A 20,338-nucleotide genomic window follows, 5' to 3' on the forward strand; every position below is an offset into this window, starting at 1 on the left:
GGCGACCACCGAGCGGAAGTTCACCGAGTGGTTGAACGCGGACTTGGTCAGCACCAGGGCGTCGACGTGGGTGACCGTGAGGCACACCTGGAGGCCCTGGTCGTCGGCGGCGCCGCGCAGCGGGCGGCTGCCGGTGGAGCCGTGGACGTAGAGCCGGCTGCCGACCCGGGCGAAGACCGTGGGCAGGACGACCGGGGCGCCGTCGACGACGAAACCGAGGTGGCAGAGGTAGGCCTCGTCGAGGATGGCGTGGATCGCCTCGCGCTCCCAGGTGGCGCGGTCCTTGTAGCGGGTGGGGGTGGTGCGTGGGGTCCGGGCGTAGTCGGTGCCCTCGGTGTTCGTCGGCGTGGTCGACATGACAACCCCTATGTACTAGTGCATAATCTGGTTTGTGCTAGGAGACTATCCGCTGAAAGGGCGACGCGCCAGCGAAATCGCGGCCCACATCGAACAGGGCGTGAGCAGCGGACAGCTCGCGCCCGGAACCCCGCTCCCCCCGCTGCGCGACCTCGCCGTCGAACTCGGCGTCAACCCCAACACGGTGGCCGCCGCCTACCGGCTGCTGCGCGACCGGGGCGTGATCGAGACGGCCGGCCGCAAGGGCAGCCGGATCCTGCCCCGACCCGCGCTCACCCCCCGCGACCAGATCCGCGTCCCGGTGCCCGAACGCGCCCGCGACCTCTCCACCGGCAACCCCGACCCGGCGCTGCTGCCCGACCTCGCCCCCGCCCTCGCGGCCGCGGTCGCCCGGACCGGACCCGTGCTGTACGGGCAGTCGCGGATCGACCCCGGGCTGCTCGAACTCGCCCGCAGCTCCTTCGAGGCCGACGGACTGCCCGGCGGCCCGATCGCCGTCGCCTCCGGCGCGCTGGACACCATCGAGCGCACGCTCGGCGCCTGGCTGCGCCCCGGCGACGCGGTGGCGGTCGAGGACCCGGGCTGGGGCAGCCTGCTCGACCTGCTGCCCGCGATGGGGCTGCGCCCCCTGCCCGTACGGCTGGACGACGAGGGGCCGCTGCCGGAGGCGCTGGCCGCGGCACTCGCCGACGGGGCCCGCGCGGTGGTGGTGACCAGCCGGGCGCAGAACCCGACCGGTGCGGCGCTCGGCGAGGCGCGGGCCGCGGCGCTGCGGGCCGTGCTGGCCGAGCACCCCGGGGTGCTGCTGATCGAGGACGACCACGGGCACGGCATGGTCGACCAGCCGTACCGGCCGCTGGTCGGCGCGGGGCCGCGGCACTGGGCGGTGGTGCGCTCGGCGGCCAAGGCGTACGGGCCGGACCTGCGGGTGTCGGTGATGGTCGGCGACGAGGAGACGGTCGGGCGGGTCGCCGGGCGGCTGCGGCTCGGCGCGGGCTGGGTCAGCCACCTGCTGCAGCGCACCGTCGCCGAGCTGTGGCGCGCCGACGCGGCGCCCGCCGCGAGCGTGGCCGCCGCCTACCGGGAGCGGCGGGACGCGCTGCTGGCGGAGCTGGCGGCGCGCGGCATCGAGGCGCACGGGACGAGCGGGCTGAACGTCTGGGTGCCGGTGCCGGACGAGACCTCGGCGCTGGCGGCCCTGGTGCAGCGCGGCTGGGTCGCGGCGCCCGGGGCGCGGTACCGGATCCAGTCGCCGCCCGGGCTGCGGTTCACCGTCGCGGGACTCGACCGGGCGGGCGCAAGGGACCTGGCCAACGATCTGGCGGCGGTTCTGGGAACGGGCGGTGCCGACACCCGGCTGGTCTGAACCCGTCGGTAACAAAGCGGGAAACCTGCTGCACGTACCTAGCGGTAACCGGCGCGGCCATGCCATCTTTCGTGCGCCACCGGCGCCGGCGGCCTTCCCTCACGTACGCGTCTTCCCGTCCCCATCGCGCGGGGAGACCGAGCCGCAGGAGTTCCGCCGTGCCCGAAAACAGTTCGAGCAGCACCAGCAGCACCCCTGGACTCGGCCGTCGGCTGCTCACCGCAGCCGCCGCCCTGCCGCTGACCCTGGCGGGGCTGGCCCTCGCCGCGCCCGCCTCGGCGGCCCCGGCCGCGCCGGCCGCCGCGCCGGGCGGACCGACCGCGAGCGTCACGCTCGGCGACAGCTACATCTCCGGCGAGGCCGGCCGCTGGAAGGGCAACTCGGCCGACTCCAGCGGTAACCGGACCGGCACCGACCGGGCCTGGAACGGCAGTTCGTACGACCCCTCGCTGGTCTACGGCGCGACGGCGGCCGGCGGGTGCGACCGCTCCGACGTCGCCGAGGTGCTCGGCGCCCAGGGCGTCGCCCAGAAGCAGGTCAACCTGGCCTGCTCGGGCGCCGTCACCGGCAACGTCTTCCGCGCCTCCAACGGCGGGCAGTCCCTCAAGGGCGAGGCCCCGCAGGCCGACCAACTCGCCACCGTGGCGGCCCAGAACAACGTCAAGCTGATCACGCTGTCGATCGGCGGCAACGACCTCGGCTTCTCCGGGATCATCTCCAACTGCGTGCAGGACTACCTGGTCTGGTACTCCTACTGCCACAGCTCGGCGCAGTCCCAGATCGACTCCAAGATGCCCACCGCGATGGCCGGGGTGAGCAAGGCGATCGACGAGATCCGGGCCGTCATGACCAACGCGGGCTACGCGCGCTCCGACTACCGGCTGGTGCTCCAGTCGTACCCCTCGCCGATCCCGCGCAGCGCCGAGATGCGCTACCCGGAGAGCGGCTGGAGCCGGTCGGACACCGGCGGCTGCCCGTTCTGGGACGGCGACGCCGACTGGGCGCGCGACTCGATGGTGCCGCAGATCTCCAAGGCGCTGGCGGGGGTCGCGGCCGCCAAGGGGGCGCAGTTCCTGGACCTCTCCAACATGCTCCAGGGCCGTGAGGTGTGCTCCACCTCCGCGCAGCAGCCGAGCGCGGGCTCCGGCCCGTCCGCGACCACCAGCGAGTGGGCGCGCTTCCTGGACGGCGGTCTCAACACCAGCCAGGGCGCGGTCCAGGAGTCGATGCACCCGAACTACTACGGGCAGCAGGCGCTGGGCGCGTGTCTGGGGCAGCTGTGGACCCGGCCGACCGGCAACTACGCGTGCAACAACACGGCCGGGCGGGACGCGAGCGGGATGTACCTGACGGCGGAGTGAGGCGGACGTGCCGCCGCCCCTCGCCCGGAGTGTGCGGGTGGGGGGCGGCGGTGCGGCGCTCGGCTCGGCCTTCGGCTCGGCGCTCGGCTCGGCTTTCGGGTTCAGCCCTTGGCGAGCAGGGACTGGGCGTGGGCGCGGACCTGATCCTTCGTCAGATAGGCGTCGGTGTACTCGAAGTCCTGCAGCCGGGCGGGCTGGCGGGCCAGGAAGCCGGTGCGGACGAAGTCGTCCCCGGCGGTCGCGTTGAGCAGCCAGTTCGCCCCCACCCGGAACTTCGCCGCGTTGGTGCGCATCGCCATCAGGTGGTAGCCGCGGGCCACCAACTGGGCCGGAACACCGCGTAGTTCGACGCCCACCGGCTTGGAGACCGCGTCCTTGCCGCCGAGGTCGACCACCAGGCCGAGGTCCTTGTGGTAGTACGGCTCCAGCGGCTGGCTGCGCAGCGAGGCGATCACGTTGTCGGCCACCGCGCGGCCCTGGCGGGCCGAGTGCTGGGCGGTCGGCGGGCAGACCGCGCCGTCGCCCTTGGCCAGGTCGGGGACGGCGGCCGCGTCGCCGAGCGCGAACACGCCCTCGAACTGCGGCACCCGCATCTCCGCCGTCACCGCGAGCCGGCCGCGGACCGTCTCCGCGTCCAGGGTGGCGATCAGCGGGCTCGCGGCCACCCCGGCCGTCCAGATCAGGGTGCGGCAGGGGATCACCCGGCCGTCGGTGAACTTGACCGTCTCGGCGCCGACCTCGGCCACCGACACGCCGAGCGACACCTCGATGCCGCGGCCGCGCAGCACCTCCAGGGCCGCCGTGCCGAGGGCGTCGCCCAGTTCGGGCATCAGCTTGGGGGCGATGTCGATCAGGTGCCACTTGATCTGCTGGGCGTCCAGGCGCGGGTAGCGGCGGGCGGCGGCGGTGGTGAGGCGCTGGAGGCAGGCGGCCGTCTCGGTGCCCGCGTAGCCGCCGCCGACGACCACGAACTGCAGCCGGGACTCGCGCTCGTGCTGGTCCAGGGTGGCCGAGGCGAGGTCGAGTTGGGCGATCACGTGGTCGCGGACGTAGGCCGCCTCGGCGAGCGTCTTCATGCCGCGGGCGTAGTCGGTCAGGCCGGGGATGTCGAAGGTGCGGGTGACGCTGCCGGGGGCGAGCACCAGGACGTCGTACTTCTGCGCGACCACCTCGTCGGTGATCTTGCGGACCACGCACACCCGGGAGGCCGGGTCCACGCCGATGGCGCCGCCGGGGACGATGTGGGTGCGGCGCAGGCTCCGGCGCAGGGAGACCGCCACGGACTGGGGGGTGAGGACGCCGGCCGCGACGTGGGGCAGGAGGGGGAGGTAGAGCTGGTAGCTGAACGGCGTGACCAGCGTGATCTCGGCCTCCGACGGCGAGAGCTTGCGTTCGAGGCGGCGGGCGCACTCCAGGCCTGCGAAGCCGCCGCCGACGATCAGGATCCGAGGTCGTTCCATCGCTCATCCCTTTGCCGTACAGGTCGTACCGGAAGGCCCCCATTACTGTCCGCCACACTCGCACGGAGCAGCGGGGGCTGCCACCGGGATGGGGCGCAGGGGGGAGGAGGGGGAAGAGGGGTTCCTGAAGAGGGGCTCCTGTCGGGGGCCGGGGCGGGGCGGGGCACCGATAGGCTGTCGGGCGTGCTCCCCGAGGTGACGGCGATCCGGTACGTGACGCCACTGCGAGAAGGCGGCTCGATGCCGGGCCTGGTCGAGGCCGACGACCGGCGGCTGTACGCGCTGAAATGGATCGGCGCCGCGCAGGGCCGGAAGGCGCTGGTCGCGGAGGTGCTGGCCGGCGAGCTGGGGCGGCGGCTGGGGCTGCCGGTGCCGGAGCTGGTGACCGTCGACCTGGATCCGGTGCTCGCGCGCAGCGAGCCGGACCACCAGGTCCAGGACCAGATGCGGGCCAGCGGCGGGACCAACCTCGGGATGGCCTTCGTCAGCGGGGCGCTGAACTTCGACCCGCTCTGCTTCGAGGTGGACCCCGAACTGGCCGGGCAGGTGCTCTGGTTCGACGCGCTGATCGGCAACGTCGACCGGTCCTGGCGCAACCCCAACCTGCTGGTGGCGACCGGCGGGCTGCGCCTGATCGACCACGGCGCGAGCCTGATCTTCCACCACAACTGGCCCGGCGCCGCGGCCTGGGTGCGCCGCCCGTACGACGCCTCCGACCACGCGCTGCTGCGCGCCCGGCCGGACCTGGCGGCGGCGGACAAGGCGCTCGCGCCGATCGCGGAGGAGGCCGTCGAGGCGGCGGTGGCGCAGATCCCCGAGGTGTGGCTGGTGGACGAGTTCGGCTTCGACTCGCCCGAGGACGTACGCGCCGCGTACCGCGCCCAGCTGACCGGGCGACTGGCCGGTCCGCGGGACTGGCTGCCGGAGGTGTCCGCATGACCGGGCCGCTGTCGGCCGCGCTGCCGGCCGTCGTGGAGCTGCACGACTACGAGTACGCCGTGATCCGGGCGGTGCCGCGGGTCGAGCGGGGTGAGTGCGTGAACGTCGGGGTGCTGCTGTACTGCCGGCAGAGCGCCCACCTGGCCGCGCGGACCCACCTGGACCAGGCCCGGCTGCTGGCGCTGGACCCGGTCGCGGACGTGCAGGGGGTGCGCCGGGCGTTGCAGGGGATCGAGGCGGTCTGCCTGGGCGGGCCGCAGGCCGGTCCGGCGGCCTCGGACAGCCCCGGGCAGCGGTTCCGCTGGCTGACGGCGCCGCGCAGCGCGGTCGTCCAGCCGGGGCCGGTGCACACCGGGCTGACCGCGGACCCGGAGGTCGAGCTGCGGCGGCTGTTCGACCAGCTGGTGCTCTGACCCCGCCGCTCCGGGCCCGGCCCTGCTGCGCCTCCCGCGTCTCCGTCCCTCCTGTCCCTCGTGCCCCGAACGGGGTTACTGTGAGGCGGCTCGCCGACGTTTGCCGTGGTCAAAGCTTGAGTTAGTGAAGCACTCAGCCGTACGCTGACCCCATGGGTTCGATCTCGACGACGACCGTACCGACCAACGCCGAGCTGATGGAGGCGTTGGCCGCCGTCGGTGCCGCGTACTTCCAGGACTTCGCGGCCGCCGCGGCCCGGCACGGGCTGTCCTCCTCCCAGGCCAAGGCGCTGGGCTCGGTGCAGGAGCCGGTGCCGATGCGCGCGCTGGCCGGGCGACTGGGCTGCGACGCGTCGAACGTGACCGGGATCGTGGACCGGCTGGAGACGCTGGGCCTGGCCAACCGGGAGGCGGCCGCCGGTGACCGCCGGGTGAAGATCGTGGTGATCACGGCCGAGGGCCGGGAGATCCTCAACCGGATCCGCGGCGAGATGGCCCGAACCCACCAGGCCTTCTCGGCGATGACCGACGAGCAGCGGATCGCCCTGCACTCGATCTGCGGGCAGGTCCTCCCGGTGCTGGCCGGCCGGACGGGCGCCGCGCCGCAGTAGCGGCGGCCACCGGGCCCGCCGGTCGGGCCCGCCGGCCGGGTCGGTGCGGCCTCGCGCCATCCGCCGACGTTCGGCGTGACCTCGGCTGTTAGGCTTGCGAAGCGTGAGCGCGAAGCCCCAGATCCCCAATGTCCTGGCCTCCCGGTACGCCTCGGCGACCCTGGCCCAGCTGTGGTCCCCCGAGCACAAGGTGGTCCTCGAGCGCCACCTGTGGCTCGCCGTCCTGAAGGCCCAGCAGGACCTCGGTGTCGAGGTGCCCGCGGATGCCGTCGCCGACTACGAGCGGGTGGTCGACCAGGTCGACCTCGGCTCGATCGCCGCCCGTGAGCGGGTCACCCGCCACGACGTGAAGGCCCGGATCGAGGAGTTCAGCGAGCTCGCCGGCCACGAGCAGATCCACAAGGGCATGACGTCCCGGGACCTGACCGAGAACGTCGAGCAGCTGCAGATCCGCCAGTCCCTGGAGCACGTCCGGGACCGTACGGTCGCCGTCCTGGTGCGCCTGGCCAAGCTGTCCGCCCAGCACTCCGAGCTGGTCATGGCCGGCCGTTCGCACAACGTGGCCGCGCAGGCCACCACCCTGGGCAAGCGCTTCGCGTCGATCACCGACGAGCTGCTGGTCGCCTTCCGCCGTCTGGAGGAGCTGATCGCCCGCTACCCGCTGCGCGGGATCAAGGGCCCGGTCGGCACCGCCCAGGACATGCTGGACCTGCTCGGCGGCGACACCGAGAAGCTGGCCGAGCTGGAGCGCCGGGTCGCCGGCCACCTCGGCTTCGACCACGTGCTGACCAGCGTCGGCCAGGTCTACCCGCGCTCGCTGGACTTCGAGGTGCTCACCGCCCTCGTCCAGCTGGCCGCCGCGCCGTCCAGCCTGGCCAAGACCATCCGCCTGATGGCCGGCCACGAGCTGGTCACGGAGGGCTTCAAGGAGGGCCAGGTCGGCTCCTCCGCGATGCCGCACAAGATGAACACCCGCTCCTGCGAGCGCGTCAACGGCCTGGCGGTCATCCTGCGCGGTTACGCGTCGATGACCGGCGAGCTGGCCGGCGACCAGTGGAACGAGGGCGACGTCTCCTGCTCCGTGGTGCGCCGGGTCGCGCTGCCGGACGCCTTCTTCGCCTTCGACGGCCTGCTGGAGACCTTCCTCACCGTCCTGGACGAGTTCGGCGCCTTCCCGGCCGTGATCGAGGCCGAGCTGGACCGCTACCTGCCGTTCCTGGCCACCACCAAGGTGCTGATGGGCGCGGTGCGTGCGGGCGTCGGCCGGGAGACCGGCCACGAGGTCATCAAGGAGCACGCCGTCGCCTCGGCGCTGGCGATGCGCGCCGGCGCCCGGGAGAACGAGCTGCTGGACCGCCTCGCCGCCGACGAGCGGATCCCGCTGGACCGGGCCGGGCTGGACGCGCTGCTCGCCGACCGGCTGTCCTTCACCGGTGCGGCCGGGGCGCAGGTCGCCGAGGTCGTCCGACAGGTGGAGGCCGTCGCGGCGGCCTACCCGGAGGCGGCCAAGTACGCCCCCGGCGACATCCTCTGACGAGGAGTCAGTTCTCTGACGAGGGCCCTGCCGCCGTTCCGGTGGCGGGGCCCTCGCGCGTCCGGGGGCGGCCCGGGTCGAGCGGCGGGGTGGTGGTGGCGCAGGGCCAGTCGCAGTTCGGCTCGGCCACCGGGTGCTCCTCCTCCGGCGCCAGCACATTGCCCCGGACGGTGGCGAAGGCGATCAGCCCGCCGGCGGCCAGCAGCCCCGCGCAGATCAGCATCGCGGTGTGGAAGGCGGAGTCCACCGCGGAGGGCACCCGGTAGGCGTCGCCGCTCAGTCCGGCCAGGGCCGGCAGGGCGGCGACCGCGAGCAGGCCCGCCGCGCGGGCGGCGGCGTTGTTGACGCCGCTGGCGATGCCCGCGTGCCGCACCTCGACGGCGGCCAGCACGGTGGCGGTCAGCGGGGCGACCAGCAGCGTCATCCCGGAGCCCATCACCGCGACCGCGGGCAGCACGTCCGCCCAGTAGGAGGAGCCGGGGCCGGTGCGCAGCATCAGCAGCACCCCGACGGCGCACAGCAGCGGGCCGACGGTGAGCGGGACGCGCGGGCCGATCCGCTTGCCGAGCCGTCCGGCGCGCGCGGACAGGGTCAGCATCAGCACCGTGATCGGCACCAGGGCGAAGCCGGAGACCAGCGGGGAGAAGCCCGAGACGATCTGCAGCTGCACCACCAGCAGGAAGAAGACCCCGCTGAACGCCGCGTAGACGCAGAGGGTGACCAGGTTCACGGCGGTGAACAGCCGGGAGGAGAACAGGCCGAGCGGCAGCATCGGGTCGGGCGTGCGCCGCTCGACGGCCACGAAGGCGGCGGCCAGCAGCAGGCCGATCGCACCGGTGACCCAGACGGCGGGGGACAGTCCCTCCCCGGCGGCGGTGAGCGCGTAGGTGACGGCGCCGAGCGCGAGGGCGGCGAGCAGGGCGCCGGGCACGTCGAAGCGGCCGGCGGCGGACTCGTCCCGGCTCTCCGGGACGTAACGGGAGGTCGCCGCGATCACGGCGGCGGCCAGCGGCAGGTTCAGCAGGAAGATCCAGCGCCAGCCCGGGCCGTCCACCAGCCAGCCGCCGAGGAAGGGGCCGACGGCCGCCGACACCCCGCCCAGGCCGGACCAGAGGCCGACCGCCGCCGAGCGGTCGTCCGGGTGGAAGACCGCCTGGAGCATGGCCAGCGAGCCCGGGGTGAGCAGCGCGCCGCCGATGCCCTGGACGGCGCGGGCGGCGATCAGCACGTGGATGGTCGGGGCCGCGGCGCAGGCCGCGGAGGCGACGGCGAACCAGACCACGCCGATCAGGAAGACCCGGCGCCGTCCGTAGCGGTCGCCGAGGGCGCCGCCGAGCAGGATCAGGCCGGCCAGGGTGAGCAGATAGGCGTTCAGGGTCCATTGCAGGGAGGCGAGGGAGGCGCCGAGGTCGGCGCCGATCCGGGGCAGGGCGACGTTGACGACGGTGCCGTCGAGCATCGCCATGCTGGAGCCGAGCACCGTCGCGAGGAGTACCCAGCGGCCCTGCGCGGTGCCCAGGCGCAGAGTGCCGGCTTGAGAGGTGGCCACGGGCCGAATCCTGCGCCCGCCGGGGCGTACGTGACAAGGGTCACCGGGTGGTGTGTCGGTCGGTGGCGGTGCGTGAACGGACGGTCGCACGGGGGTGGTCCCGGCGGCGCAGGGTGGTGGATCAGTGGCGCCGGGTGAATGGATCGTGCACGGAGCGTGCAAGGGATCATTCGGAGGGTGACGGGGCCGCGGGGGTTGTTGCCGATTCAAGAGATCGACATTGCTTCACCCGAACGGATGAGTTTTAGTTCAGCGACCGCCCGGCCAGTCCGGACGGATCCACCGGGTGGAACGCCGAGTCCTGCCGCTGCCCGGTGGCTCGCACCGAACTCTGTACGGCAGGAGCGGGGGACCCACAGGTAAGTCGCCGGACCGGAGTTCGCGCCTTTTCGGGCGCGGACCACCAGGGCCGGCTTGGGGTGAAGCCGCACATGCGGCCGGGCAACTCCAGCCCGAACCCGACAGCTCACCTCGCAGGCGTCGGAGAGGAAAATTCCATGCCTGCACAGGCTCGTCGTATCGCCCTGCCCCGTGCCGCCCGCATCGGCATCGCCACCGCCGTCACCGGGGCCTCGTTCGTCCTGCCGCTCGTGACCGCGATGAGCGCCCAGGCGCACACCGCCCCGGCGGCCACCACCGCCCCGGCCGCTTCCGGGGCCGCCGCTCCGGCTGCCGCCCCGGCCGCCCAGCAGAGCTACCGCGTCGTCAGCGGTGACACCCTGTCGAAGATCGCCGACGCCAAGAACGTCGAGGGCGGCTGGCACGCGCTGTACGAGCAGAACCGCTCGGTGGTCGGCGCCGACCCGAACCTGATCTTCCCCGGTCAGCAGCTGGCCCTCGCCGGTCACGCCGCCGCTCCGGCGAAGCCTGCCGCCCCGGCCAAGCCGGCCGCTCCGGCGAAGTCCGCCGCGCCGGTCACCCAGGACACCTCCGCTGCCGCGGACTCCCAGGTGCAGGTCCGGACCGAGGCCGCCAAGCCCGGCGCCCAGGTGCAGACCCAGGTTCAGACCGCCGCCCCGGCCCAGGCCGTGACCGCGGCCCCGGTCGCCGCCACCTCCGGCTACGTCGCCCCGCTCGCCAACCCCGTGCTGGGCGAGGCCTACGGCGTGGCCGGCTCGATGTGGGCCTCCGGCCACCACACCGGCCAGGACTTCGTCGCCTCCACCGGCACCCCGCTGCGCGCCGTCGCCAACGGTGTCGTGGTGAAGGCCGGCAGCGACGGCGCCTACGGCAACGAGGTCGAGATCAAGCTCGCCGACGGCAAGTACGCCCAGTACGCGCACCTGTCCTCGATCGGCGTGAGCGTCGGTCAGACCGTCACCGCCGGCCAGCAGCTCGGTCTCTCCGGTGCGACCGGCAACGTGACCGGCCCGCACCTGCACTTCGAGATCCGTACCGGTTCCGAGTACGGCTCGGACATCGACCCGGTCGCCTACCTGCGGGCGCACGGCGTCGCGCTCTGACCCTCCGGGTCCTTCCGCAGGAACGTGTGAACCACCGCTGGTGCGGGGCGAATCGACGCCCGGGATGGTCATGTCGGGTGACCGCTCGACCGGGTGATCGCCGCACCGGTGGACCTGGGCGCGGGACACGCCCAAGGCCGGCCCGGCCGTACGGGACAACCTCTCGTACGGCCGGGCCGGCCGCTGCCGTTTTCCGCTCGGTCGTCGTGGTCCACGGGTACGTCTCGTATTCGCGCTGACTGCGCCGACTGCGGCGGCGTCAGGTGCGGCGGGCCGGGAGGCCGTGTTCGGCGGCGGCCATCAGGTCGTGCATCCGGTGGCCGAAGTCCTCGGTGTCGCGGGCGGGTTCGGGGAAGACCAGGCGGACGTCGCGGTGGCCGTGCGAGTGGTCCAGGCGCAGCACCAGGCCGTGGCGGTCCAGGGCGAGCGGGCGGACGGCCGGGCCGTGGGTGAGCAGCGCCGGGTCGAGCAGCCGGGTGAGCAGGTCGAGGGCGTCGGCGTGGTCGTCGGCCAGGTGGGTGAGCAGGGCGGCCTCGTGACGGGCCAGCGGGTCGGGGGCGGCGAGGGAGAGGTCGGCGGCGGTGAGCGCGCCGGTGCCGTACGGGGTGGCGAGGACGGCGTGGGCGACGTCGACCCGCAGGTGGACGCTGAGGCCGTCGTCGGCGAGGTGGGCCAGGTGCAGCCGGCCGGCCAGGGTGAGTCGGCCGCGGATGCGGTCGCGGACGGCCACGGGGGAGACGTCGGTGACGTCGAGCACGACGGCCAGGCCGTCGGTGGCGGTGGCGCCGGCGAGGGCCGCGACGAGCGGGGCGTCCAGCGGGGCGCGCAGGCGCAGCCGGGAGCCGTGGACGGAGACCGGGGTGTCCAGGTCGTGGTGCTCGCCGAGGGCGCGGACGGTGAGCGAGGAGGTCGCGCTGAGCAGGCTGCGGACCCGCTCGGCGGTGGTGGGCTCGGGCACCTCGGCGTCACCGGCGGTGATGCTCATGAACGGACCTCCTGTTGGTTAGGTGAGGCTAACCTAATGTCCCCCTGGAGGTGTGGCAAGTGGGCGGGCGGTGGCGCGGCGGCGTGGCGGGGAGGGGATGCGCCGAGGGCCCGGACGCGTTGGTGGCGTCCGGGCCCTCGGGGTGTCGCGGCGGCGGGTCGGGCCGTCAGGCGGTCAGGCGGTCAGGTGGTCAGCCGATGACGGCCTGGGCGTCGATCTCCACCAGCATCGGCTCCTGCGGCAGTTCGACGAAGATCGTGGTGCGGCACGGCTTCACCCCGCCGGGCTTGACGTTCTCCTCGATGAACTCGGCGTAGACCTCGTTCATCAGCGGGAAGTCGGCGCGCTTGGTGAGGTAGACGCGGAACATCACCACGTCCTCGATGGTGGCGCCGCCGGCCTCGACGATGGCCTTGACGTTCTCCAGGGTGCGGCGGGTCTGCGCCTTCACGTCGCCGTGGTGGAGGTACTCGCCGGTCGCCGGATCCTGCGGGCCCTGGCCGGAGACCTGGAGGATCGGGCCCTTGCGGACGCCCTGGGAGAACATCCAGGCCGGGGCCGGTGCGCCGTCGGTGCGGATCTCGGTCTTGTCGGAGGACATCGGGGTCGGGGCTCCTTGCGGTCGGGGACGGTGCGATGACGGTTCGTCAGTTGTGGTCGGGACGGCCGCAGTCGGCCGAGACCGCCCGGGCGGTCGCGAGCAGCTGCGGGAGGAGGTCCAGCACCTGCTCGTACGGGAGGAGGACGTCCGGGACGGAGATGGAGGCGGCGGCGACCACCCGGCCGCTCGCGTCCCGGATCGGGGCGGCGACGCAGTTGATGAAGGCCTCGTGCTCGGCGTGGTCCTGCGCCCAGCCCTGGGCCGCGACCTTCTCCAGCTCGGCGAGCAGCGCCTCGGGCGTGGTGAGGGTCCGTTCGGTGAGCGGGGTGAAGTCGATCCCGGCCACCACCCGGCGGCGCTCGGGCAGCGGGAGGTCGGCCAGCAGGACCTTGGAGACGGCGGCGCTGTGCAGGGCGGCGCGCAGGCCGATCCGGGAGTACATCCTGACCGGGTGGCGGGAGTCGAACTTGTCGATGTAGACCACCTCGCCGCCCTCGTAGGCCGCCAGGTGCACGGTCTGGCCGGTGGCGGAGTTCAGCTCGGCGAGGTGCGGGGCGGCGATCCGGCGGATGCCGCGCTGCTCCAGGGCGAGGCCGGACAGGGCGAACAGGCCGGCGCCGAGGTGGTAGCGGTAGGCCGCGTCGCGGTAGACGAACCGTTCCTCCTCCAGGCTCTGGAGCAGCCGGAGCACGGTGGTCTTGTGCACGCCGAGGACCTCGGCCAACTGGTCGAGGGAGCGCTCGCCCTCGCCGAGTTCGGCGAGGATGCGCAGGGCGCGGGTGACGGTCTGACTCATCGGGCTCGTGCTCCGGTCGGGTGGCGGGGGTCGGTGCTCATTGTGCCCGGGCCCGGTCGGCGCGCGCCCCGGCGGCCGCCTGGGTCGCCGCCCCGGCCACCGCCTGGGCCGCCTCCTGGGTCGCTGTCAGGGCCGGTGCGTCCGCGGCGGTCCGCCGCCAGGGGCGGGCGGCGGGCAGGGCCGGGGAGTCGATGCCCTCGGCGCTGACCCGGGTGGCGGCCCAGTCGGCGGGGGAGGCGTCGAGCAGGGCGGTCAGCACCGGGGCCGGCGGCAGTTCGGCCTGGTCGCCGTGCGCGGTCAGCGCGCAGGCCGCGCTCAGGTGGCCCAGCCGCAGCCGGCGGCGCTGGTCCAGGGCGTGGAGGGTGCCGGCCAGGTAGCCGGCGGCGAAGGCGTCGCCCGCGCCGGTCGCCTCCACCACCTCGACGGTCAGGGCCGGTTCGGCGACGGCCGTGCCGTCCCGCTCCAGCGCGGTGACCAGCCGGGCGGCGTCCTTGACCACCACGGTGGCGGGTGCGGGGAAGCGGCGGCGCAGCGCGGCGGGCTCGTCGGTGCCGAAGGCGGCCCGGGCCTCGTCGGCGCCGAGCAGCAGCAGATCGGCGGCGTCCAGCAGCGGCGGCAGCACGGCCGGGTCGCGGTCCCGCCAGAGCGCTGGGCGCCAGTTGAGGTCGAAGCTGACCAGCCGCCCCGGGCGGCGGTCGGCGAGCAGGGCGCGCAGCAGGGCCAGGCAGTCGTCGGAGAGCGCGGCGGTGATGCCGGACAGGTGCAGCAGGCGGGCGCCGGCCAGCAGGCCGGCGGCGGCCGGGTCGGTGAGCAGCGCGGGGGAGAGGGCGGCGGCCGCGGAGCCGCACCGGTGGTAGTGCAGCCGGCTGCGGCCGGGGCCGAGGTCGTGCCGGTGGCCGGTGGTGCCGCCGACCTCCTTGAGGTAGAGGCCGGTCGGGCGGTGCGGGTCGACGGTGACGCCGGAGACGTCCACGCCGCGGGCTGCGACCTCGGCGAGCAGGCGGCGGCCGAAGCCGTCGTCGCCGACCCGGCTGATCCAGGCGGTCGGCACGCCGAGCGCGGCCAGGGCCCCGGCGACGTTGGACTCGGCGCCGCCGACGGACAGCCGGAAGGTGTCCACGGACTCCAGCGGGCCGGGGCGGTCGGGCAGGAGCACGGCCATCGACTCGCCCACGCACACGGCCGTCGGGGGAGGGCCGGGGCGGTCCGGCCCCGGGTGGTCCTGTGGCGGCATCTGCTGGGCTCCTCGTCTGCGGCGGCGGTGTGTCGACCTCTGACGATGGGGTTCGACTCCGTTGACCGTGATCCGGCGCCGATGCTAGAACCGTGTTGCCAACATGTGCAACCCTCGTTGCGCATGTTGCAACATGGTGGATGGAGGAAGACGGTGGAGCAGACTTTCGCGGGCCGTGGCACCCTCGCGGGCAGTGGCGCCTTCGCGAGCGGTGCGGACGGGCCCGGCATCGCCGAGGGGGCGGTCGCGGCGCTGGCCGACGAGACCCTCGACTGGCGGTTCAAGGCCGCCCCGCCGGAGAGCTGGGGCCGCACCACGCGCGACTGGCTCGCCACCGGACCGACCCTCTCCTCCCTCGGCACCCCGCTGCTCACCCTCGACGGCGCCGCGCTCGACCACAACGTCCTGACCATGGCCGACTGGTGCGCCGAGGCGGGCGTCGCGCTCGCCCCGCACGGCAAGACCACCATGGCGCCCCAGCTCTGGCAGGCCCAACTCGCCGCCGGCAGCCACGGGATCACCCTCGCCAACCTGCCCCAGGTGCGGGTCGCCCGCGCCTTCGGCGTCCAGCGGATCCTGCTCGCCAACACCCTGCTCGACCCGGCCGGACTCGCCTGGCTCGCCGCCGAACTGACCGCCGACCCGGGCTTCGGCTTCCTCTGCTGGACCGACTCCACCGAGGGCGTACGGCTGATGGACGAGGCGCTGTGCGCCGCCGGGGCCGAGCGGCCGGTCGAGGTGCTGGTCGAACTCGGCGGCCCGGGCGGGCGGACCGGCGTGCGCGGCGTGGACGCGGCCGTCGAGGTCGCCGCCGCCGTGCTGCGCGCCCCCACCCTGCGGCTGGCCGGCGTCGGCGGGTACGAGGGCGCCCTCGCGCACGACGCCACCGCCGAAGGGCTGGCCGCCGTCCGCGGCTACCTGAACGCGCTCGGCGAACTGCACGGTCGGCTCGCCGGGGCCTACCCGGACGGCGCGCCACCGGTGGTGTCGGCCGGCGGAAGCGCCTACTTCGACCTGGTGGCCGAGGAGTTGGCCGCCCTGCCGGAAGCGCTGGTGGTGCTCCGCTCGGGTGCGTACATCGCCCACGACGACGGCTTCTACCGGGGCATCTCCCCGCTCGCCCGGGGCGGCGGGCCGACCCCGTTCCGCGCTGCGCTGCACGGCTGGGCCCGGGTGGCCTCCCGGCCCGAGCCCCAACTCGCGCTGCTGGACGCGGGCAAGCGCGACCTGCCCTTCGACGAGGGCCTGCCCGAGCCGCAACTGGTGCGTGGCGGTGCGGCGTTGACCGGCACGGCCACCCGGATTACCGCGCTCAACGACCAGCACGCCTACCTCCGCGACGCGGGCGACCTCGCACCGGTCGGCGCGGTGCTGCGGCTCGGCGTCTCGCACCCGTGCACGGCCTTCGACAAGTGGACCGCGATCCCGGTGCTGGACCGCGCGGACGCGGCCGAGCCGCAGGTCACCGGGCTGATCAGGACGTTCTTCTGATGGCGGCGGGGGAGAGAACCACTGCCTTCCCGGGGGCGACCGTCTTCAAGGGGGCCACGGTCGTCGACGGGACGGGCGCCGACCGCTACCGGGCGGACGTGCGGATCGCCGACGGCGTGATCACCGAGATCGGCGCGGGCCTCGGCGGGGGCGCCGTGGTGGACGCCGACGGCCTGGTGCTCGCCCCCGGCTTCATCGACATGCACGCCCACTCCGACCTCGCCCTGCTGCTCGAACCCGAGCACCCGGCCAAGGTCACCCAGGGCGTCACCTGCGAGGTGCTCGGCCAGGACGGCCTGTCCTACGCCCCGGTGGACGACACCACCCTGCCCGCGCTGCGCCGGCAGCTGGCCGGATGGAACGGCGATCCGGCGGGCTTCGACTGGGACTGGCGCGACGTCGGCGGGTACCTGGACCGGATCGACCGCACCCGGGTCGCCGTCAACGCCTGCTACCTGGTCCCGCACGGCTCGCTGCGGATGCTCGCCATGGGCTGGGACAACCGCCCGCCCACCCCGGGCGAACTCGACCGGATGCGGCAGGTGTTGGCGCAGGGCCTGCTGCACGGCGCGGTCGGCATGTCCAGCGGGCTCAGCTACACCCCCGGGATGTACGCGGACACCGCCGAGCTGGCCGCGCTGTGCACCGTGGTCGCGGCCTACGGCGGCTTCCACGCGCCGCACCAACGCTCGTACGGGAAGGGTGCGTTGGAGGGCTACGCGGAGATGGTGGAGATCGCCCGGCGGTCCGGCTGCGCGCTGCACCTGACCCACGCCACGATGAACTTCGGCGTCAACCGGGGCCGGGCCGGCGAGTTCCTGGACCTGGTCGACCGGGCGCTCGCGGACGGCGTCGACCTCACCCTGGACAGCTACCCCTACCTGCCCGGCTCCACCACCCTGGCGGCCCTGCTGCCGAGTTGGGCCACCGAGGGCGGCCCCGGCGCCACCCTGGCGCGGCTCGCCGACCCGGCCGCGTGCGAGCGGATCCGGTACGCGATGGAGCGGACCGGCAGCGACGGCTGCCACGGCGTGGTCGCCGACTGGGCGACCGTCCAGATCTCCGGCGTCCGCTCGGCCGACCTCGCGCCGACGGTCGGCCGGACGGTCGCCGACCTGGCCGCCGAGCGGGGGACCGGCGGGACGGAGGTCTTCCTCGACCTGCTGCGCCGCGACGAGTTGGCCACCACCGTCCTCCAGCACGTCGGGCACGAGGAGAACGTCCGGGCGGTGATGCGCCACCCCGCCCACACCGTGGGCAGCGACGGCCTGCTCGTCGGGGCCCGGCCGCACCCGCGGGCCTGGGGCACCTTCCCACGCTACCTCGGCCACTACGGACGGGAGTTGGGCGTGCTCACCCTGGAGCAGGCGATCACCCGGATGACCGGCCGGCCCGCCGCCCGGCTAGGGCTGGACCGGCGCGGCCGGATCGCCCCCGGCCACCACGCCGACCTGGTGCTGCTGGACCCCGAACGGGTCCGGGACACCGCCACCTTCGAGCAACCCCGGCTGCCCGCCGAGGGGATCCAGTACGTGTACGTCAACGGCACCGCCGTCGTCCGGCAGGGTCGCACCACCGGCGCCCGGCCCGGGCGCGCCCTGCGCCGCACCGATCGAGGAACGCTGGCCCGATGAATGTTGGCCCGATGAACGCTGGCCCGATGAACGCCACGAACGCCACGAACGCCACGAACGCCACGAACGCCACGAACGCCACGAACGCCCTCGCCGAGCTGCGGAACGACCCGGTGATCGCGGTGGTCCGCGCACCCCGGATCCCGGACGCCGCCGCACTGTGCGCCGCACTCGCCGAGGGCGGCATCAGCTTCACCGAATTCACCTACACCACACCAGATGTGACGGACCATCTGGAGCTTGCCTCGGCGGCCGGGTGGCGGGTCGGGGTGGGGACGGTGCTGACCGCCGAGCAGGCCGGGCGGGGGATCGACGCCGGGGCCTCCTTCCTGGTCACCCCCGGCTGCCGGCCCGAGGTCGCCGAGGTCGGACGGGCACGCGGGGTGCCGGTGGTGCTGGGGGCGCTGACCCCGACCGAGGTGGCCCGGGCGGTCGACCTGGGGGCGGCCGCCGTCAAGATCTTCCCGGCCCGGTCGTTCGGCCCCGGCTACTTCAAGGACCTGCGCGGCCCGTACCCCGACGTGCCGTTGGTGGCCTCGGGCGGGGTGAACGCGGGCAACGCGGCCGAGTTCCTGGCACAGGGGGCGCTCGCGGTGTGCGCGGGGACGGACGTGGTGCCGCCGGCGGTGGTGGAGGCGGGGGACTGGGCGGAGATCACCAGGCGGGCCCGGGCGTTCACCCGGGCCTGCGCGGCGGGGGCGTAGCGGCTTCCTGTGGAGCGGGGGACTGGGCGGCGCCGGCCCGGCGGCGGTTCGGTGAAGGTGCGCGGCGGGCTGTCGGGACGGCCGGGATCGGACGAGAATCGGTGGCACCCGGCCCACCCCGGGCCCCTCGGCCCCCGGCCCGGGCGGCCCCCGGACCCGACAGGAGGACCCGCCCCATGACCTCGACCCGCCCCGGCCCCGACTGGTTGGCCGACGCCGTCCTCTACCAGATCTACCCGCAGTCCTTCGCGGACTCCGACGGCGACGGCATCGGCGACTTCACCGGCATCACCGAGCACCTCGACCACCTCGCCTGGCTGGGCGTGGACACCGTCTGGCTCAACCCCTGCTTCGCCTCGCCGTTCCGCGACGCCGGGTACGACGTCACCGACTACCTCACCCCGGCCCCGCGTTACGGCCGCACCGAGGACCTGGTCGCGCTGGTCGAGGCCGCGCGCGGCAAGGGCATCCGGATCCTGCTGGACCTGGTCGCCGGGCACACCTCCGACCGCCACCCCTGGTTCCTGGCCTCCGCCGAGGACCCGGCCGACCAGCGCTACATCTGGTCCGACCGGCCGGTGGACGGCTTCGTCGCCTCGCCCGGGAGCCGGCCGGGCTGGTACCGGCCGAACTTCTTCGACTGTCAGCCCGCCCTCAACTTCGGCTACGCGCGCACGAGTTCGTCGGAGCCCTGGCGGCAGCCGGTGGACGCCGAGGGCCCGCGCGCCAACCGGGCGGCACTGCGCGACATCATGGCGCACTGGCTGGGCCTCGGCGTGGCCGGCTTCCGGGTGGACATGGCGTACTCGCTGGTCAAGGACGACCCGGGCCGGGTGGAGACCGCCAAGCTCTGGACCGAGCTGCGCGACTGGCTGGACCGCGCCCACCCCGAGGCCGCGCTGCTCGCCGAGTGGGGCGAACCGGCCGCCGCCGTCGCGGCCGGGTTCCACGCCGACTTCTTCCTGCACTTCGGCGGGGACGACCACGGCCTCCCGCTGCGGTCGCTGTGGAACAACGGCGGCGGGACGGTCGAGGAATTCTGGCAGCAGGGCCCGTGCTACTTCGAGGCCGAGGGGCGCGGCACCCCGCAGACCTTCCTGGACGCCTGGCGCTCCGCCGCCGAACTCACCGAGGGCAACGGGCACATCGTGCTGCCCACCGCCAACCACGACTTCTCCCGGCTGGCCACCGCCCCGCGCTCCGGGGAGCAACTCGCCCCCGCCTTCGCCTTCCTGCTCACCTGGCCGACCCTGCCCGCCGTCTACTACGGGGACGAGATCGGCATGCGCTACCTGCCCGGACTGCCGGACGTCGAGGGCAGCGTGCTCGGCCCGCGCTTCAACCGGGCGGGGTCGCGGACCCCGATGCAGTGGACGCCCGGCCCGTCGGCCGGATTCTCGACGGCCGCGCCCGAGCGGTGCTACCTGCCGCCGGACCCTGACCCGCACCGCCCGGACGTGCTCTCCCAGCGCGCCGACCCGACCTCGCTGCTGCACACCGTCCGGCGCCTGATCGCGCTGCGCCGCGCCCACCCCGGGCTGGGCGCCGCCGGCGGGGTGGAGGTGCGGCAGGCCGGGTACCCGCTGGTGTACGTGCGGTCCGGGCGGTACCTGGTGGCGGTGAACCCGCGCCGGGAGCCGGGGGCGGTCCGGCTGGCGGGCCTCCCGGGCGGGGGAGCGGTGCGGCCGCTGGAGGTGCAGGGGGTGCGGGTCGTGGACGGTGAGCTGCGGGCCGAGGGGTTCTCGTACGGGGTGTTCGAACTGGGCTGAGCCGGGCTGCCGGTTGCCGGTCGTCGGGCCGTGCTCCGGGCGGCCCGGCTTCCTATCGATGTCAAATAGTT

General features: G+C 74.4%; 18 protein-coding genes and 1 riboswitch. Of the genes, 11 read left to right on the forward strand and 7 right to left on the reverse strand.

Translation table 11 applies throughout. The annotated features are described in order from the left end of the window. Nucleotides 1-357 (reverse strand): pyridoxamine 5'-phosphate oxidase family protein (locus ACFXPX_RS26175; RefSeq protein ID WP_380643545.1); only part of this gene is annotated, 357 nt, incomplete at its 3' end. A 34-nt stretch (nt 358-391) separates the two neighbouring features. Between ACFXPX_RS26175 and ACFXPX_RS26180 the strand changes: the two genes are divergently transcribed. Then, nucleotides 392-1,723: an aminotransferase class I/II-fold pyridoxal phosphate-dependent enzyme gene (locus tag ACFXPX_RS26180; RefSeq protein ID WP_380643548.1), complete on the forward strand. Its 1,332-nt coding sequence runs from the start codon at nt 392-394 to the stop codon at nt 1,721-1,723. Between the two features lie 158 nt (nt 1,724-1,881). Next, a complete protein-coding gene (locus tag ACFXPX_RS26185) occupies nt 1,882-3,084 on the forward strand; it encodes a GDSL-type esterase/lipase family protein (protein WP_375893612.1) in 1,203 nt (400 codons plus the stop codon). A 101-nt stretch (nt 3,085-3,185) separates the two neighbouring features. Here ACFXPX_RS26185 and ACFXPX_RS26190 read toward each other — a convergent pair whose 3' ends face one another. Then, nucleotides 3,186-4,544 carry an NAD(P)/FAD-dependent oxidoreductase gene (locus ACFXPX_RS26190; protein ID WP_380528719.1) on the reverse strand — a complete coding sequence of 453 codons (1,359 nt, stop codon included), beginning with the start codon at nt 4,542-4,544 and terminating at the stop codon, nt 3,186-3,188. Nucleotides 4,545-4,727: 183 nt separating this feature from the next. Here ACFXPX_RS26190 and ACFXPX_RS26195 point away from each other — a divergent pair, with 183 nt between their 5' ends. The 4 genes from ACFXPX_RS26195 to purB all read left to right on the forward strand — a co-directional run bounded on the left by ACFXPX_RS26195 (nt 4,728) and on the right by purB (nt 8,041). Continuing rightward, the gene (locus ACFXPX_RS26195; RefSeq protein WP_380592457.1) at nt 4,728-5,483 is read left to right on the forward strand and encodes a HipA family kinase; all 756 of its coding nucleotides are present in this window, start codon (nt 4,728-4,730) and stop codon (nt 5,481-5,483) included. After that, nucleotides 5,480-5,896, forward strand: coding sequence for a DUF3037 domain-containing protein (locus ACFXPX_RS26200; protein WP_375893616.1), 417 nt, complete (start codon nt 5,480-5,482; stop codon nt 5,894-5,896). The genes ACFXPX_RS26195 and ACFXPX_RS26200 overlap by 4 nt, the downstream gene beginning before the upstream one ends. Before the next feature lie 152 nt (nt 5,897-6,048). Beyond that, nucleotides 6,049-6,507: a MarR family winged helix-turn-helix transcriptional regulator gene (locus tag ACFXPX_RS26205; protein WP_375893617.1), complete on the forward strand. Its 459-nt coding sequence runs from the start codon at nt 6,049-6,051 to the stop codon at nt 6,505-6,507. A gap of 103 nt (nt 6,508-6,610) precedes the next feature. Then, a complete protein-coding gene (gene purB, locus ACFXPX_RS26210; protein ID WP_380592455.1) occupies nt 6,611-8,041 on the forward strand; it encodes an adenylosuccinate lyase in 1,431 nt (476 codons plus the stop codon). A gap of 7 nt (nt 8,042-8,048) precedes the next feature. On the opposite strand, the gene ACFXPX_RS26215 is transcribed toward purB, so the two are convergent. After that, nucleotides 8,049-9,590 carry an MFS transporter gene (locus tag ACFXPX_RS26215; protein ID WP_380643551.1) on the reverse strand — a complete coding sequence of 514 codons (1,542 nt, stop codon included), beginning with the start codon at nt 9,588-9,590 and terminating at the stop codon, nt 8,049-8,051. 312 nt (nt 9,591-9,902) lie between these two features. Continuing rightward, a riboswitch (cyclic di-AMP (ydaO/yuaA leader) is annotated at nt 9,903-10,085 on the forward strand. Nucleotides 10,086-10,087: 2 nt separating this feature from the next. Between ACFXPX_RS26215 and ACFXPX_RS26220 the strand changes: the two genes are divergently transcribed. Continuing rightward, nucleotides 10,088-11,053, forward strand: coding sequence for a peptidoglycan DD-metalloendopeptidase family protein (locus ACFXPX_RS26220; RefSeq protein WP_380526637.1), 966 nt, complete (start codon nt 10,088-10,090; stop codon nt 11,051-11,053). 259 nt (nt 11,054-11,312) lie between these two features. On the opposite strand, the gene ACFXPX_RS26225 is transcribed toward ACFXPX_RS26220, so the two are convergent. The 4 genes from ACFXPX_RS26225 to ACFXPX_RS26240 all read right to left on the reverse strand — a co-directional run bounded on the left by ACFXPX_RS26225 (nt 11,313) and on the right by ACFXPX_RS26240 (nt 14,669). After that, entirely contained in the window at nt 11,313-12,038 is a 726-nt protein-coding gene (locus tag ACFXPX_RS26225) for a DUF2470 domain-containing protein (RefSeq protein WP_380643554.1), read from the reverse strand. A gap of 190 nt (nt 12,039-12,228) precedes the next feature. After that, a complete protein-coding gene (locus ACFXPX_RS26230) occupies nt 12,229-12,639 on the reverse strand; it encodes a RidA family protein (protein ID WP_375893625.1) in 411 nt (136 codons plus the stop codon). 46 nt (nt 12,640-12,685) lie between these two features. Then, the gene (locus ACFXPX_RS26235) at nt 12,686-13,435 is read right to left on the reverse strand and encodes an IclR family transcriptional regulator (RefSeq protein ID WP_380643557.1); all 750 of its coding nucleotides are present in this window, start codon (nt 13,433-13,435) and stop codon (nt 12,686-12,688) included. Nucleotides 13,436-13,472: 37 nt separating this feature from the next. After that, entirely contained in the window at nt 13,473-14,669 is a 1,197-nt protein-coding gene (locus tag ACFXPX_RS26240; RefSeq protein WP_380643561.1) for a sugar kinase, read from the reverse strand. Between the two features lie 153 nt (nt 14,670-14,822). On the opposite strand from ACFXPX_RS26240, the gene ACFXPX_RS26245 reads away from it, so the two are divergent. The 4 genes from ACFXPX_RS26245 (at nt 14,823) to ACFXPX_RS26260 (ending at nt 20,267) form a co-directional block, all read left to right on the forward strand. Further along, a complete protein-coding gene (locus ACFXPX_RS26245) occupies nt 14,823-16,160 on the forward strand; it encodes an amino acid deaminase (protein WP_380643563.1) in 1,338 nt (445 codons plus the stop codon). Beyond that, the gene (locus ACFXPX_RS26250) at nt 16,160-17,794 is read left to right on the forward strand and encodes an amidohydrolase family protein (protein ID WP_380643565.1); all 1,635 of its coding nucleotides are present in this window, start codon (nt 16,160-16,162) and stop codon (nt 17,792-17,794) included. The genes ACFXPX_RS26245 and ACFXPX_RS26250 overlap by 1 nt, the downstream gene beginning before the upstream one ends. A 26-nt stretch (nt 17,795-17,820) precedes the next feature. After that, a complete protein-coding gene (locus ACFXPX_RS26255; protein WP_380643568.1) occupies nt 17,821-18,498 on the forward strand; it encodes a bifunctional 4-hydroxy-2-oxoglutarate aldolase/2-dehydro-3-deoxy-phosphogluconate aldolase in 678 nt (225 codons plus the stop codon). Between the two features lie 176 nt (nt 18,499-18,674). Then, nucleotides 18,675-20,267 (forward strand): alpha-amylase family glycosyl hydrolase, encoded by a 1,593-nt coding sequence (locus ACFXPX_RS26260; RefSeq protein WP_380643570.1) that lies wholly within the window; start codon nt 18,675-18,677, stop codon nt 20,265-20,267. The last annotated feature ends 71 nt before the right edge of the window (nt 20,268-20,338 follow it).

Source organism: Kitasatospora sp. NPDC059146 (assembly GCF_042786665.1).
Taxonomy (GTDB): domain Bacteria; phylum Actinomycetota; class Actinomycetes; order Streptomycetales; family Streptomycetaceae; genus Kitasatospora.

What these genes read in the sequence shown, in the direction of transcription:
- ACFXPX_RS26190 (WP_380528719.1), bottom strand. Translation starts at nt 4,544, where the DNA reads ATGGAACGACCTCGGATCCTGATCGTCGGCGGCGGCTTCGCAGGCCTG.
- ACFXPX_RS26200 (WP_375893616.1), top strand. Translation starts at nt 5,480, where the DNA reads ATGACCGGGCCGCTGTCGGCCGCGCTGCCGGCCGTCGTGGAGCTGCAC.
- ACFXPX_RS26205 (WP_375893617.1), top strand. Translation starts at nt 6,049, where the DNA reads ATGGGTTCGATCTCGACGACGACCGTACCGACCAACGCCGAGCTGATG.
- ACFXPX_RS26220 (WP_380526637.1), top strand. Translation starts at nt 10,088, where the DNA reads ATGCCTGCACAGGCTCGTCGTATCGCCCTGCCCCGTGCCGCCCGCATC.
- ACFXPX_RS26225 (WP_380643554.1), bottom strand. Translation starts at nt 12,038, where the DNA reads ATGAGCATCACCGCCGGTGACGCCGAGGTGCCCGAGCCCACCACCGCC.
- ACFXPX_RS26230 (WP_375893625.1), bottom strand. Translation starts at nt 12,639, where the DNA reads ATGTCCTCCGACAAGACCGAGATCCGCACCGACGGCGCACCGGCCCCG.
- ACFXPX_RS26235 (WP_380643557.1), bottom strand. Translation starts at nt 13,435, where the DNA reads ATGAGTCAGACCGTCACCCGCGCCCTGCGCATCCTCGCCGAACTCGGC.
- ACFXPX_RS26240 (WP_380643561.1), bottom strand. Translation starts at nt 14,669, where the DNA reads ATGCCGCCACAGGACCACCCGGGGCCGGACCGCCCCGGCCCTCCCCCG.
- ACFXPX_RS26250 (WP_380643565.1), top strand. Translation starts at nt 16,160, where the DNA reads ATGGCGGCGGGGGAGAGAACCACTGCCTTCCCGGGGGCGACCGTCTTC.
- ACFXPX_RS26255 (WP_380643568.1), top strand. Translation starts at nt 17,821, where the DNA reads ATGAACGCCACGAACGCCACGAACGCCACGAACGCCACGAACGCCACG.
- ACFXPX_RS26260 (WP_380643570.1), top strand. Translation starts at nt 18,675, where the DNA reads ATGACCTCGACCCGCCCCGGCCCCGACTGGTTGGCCGACGCCGTCCTC.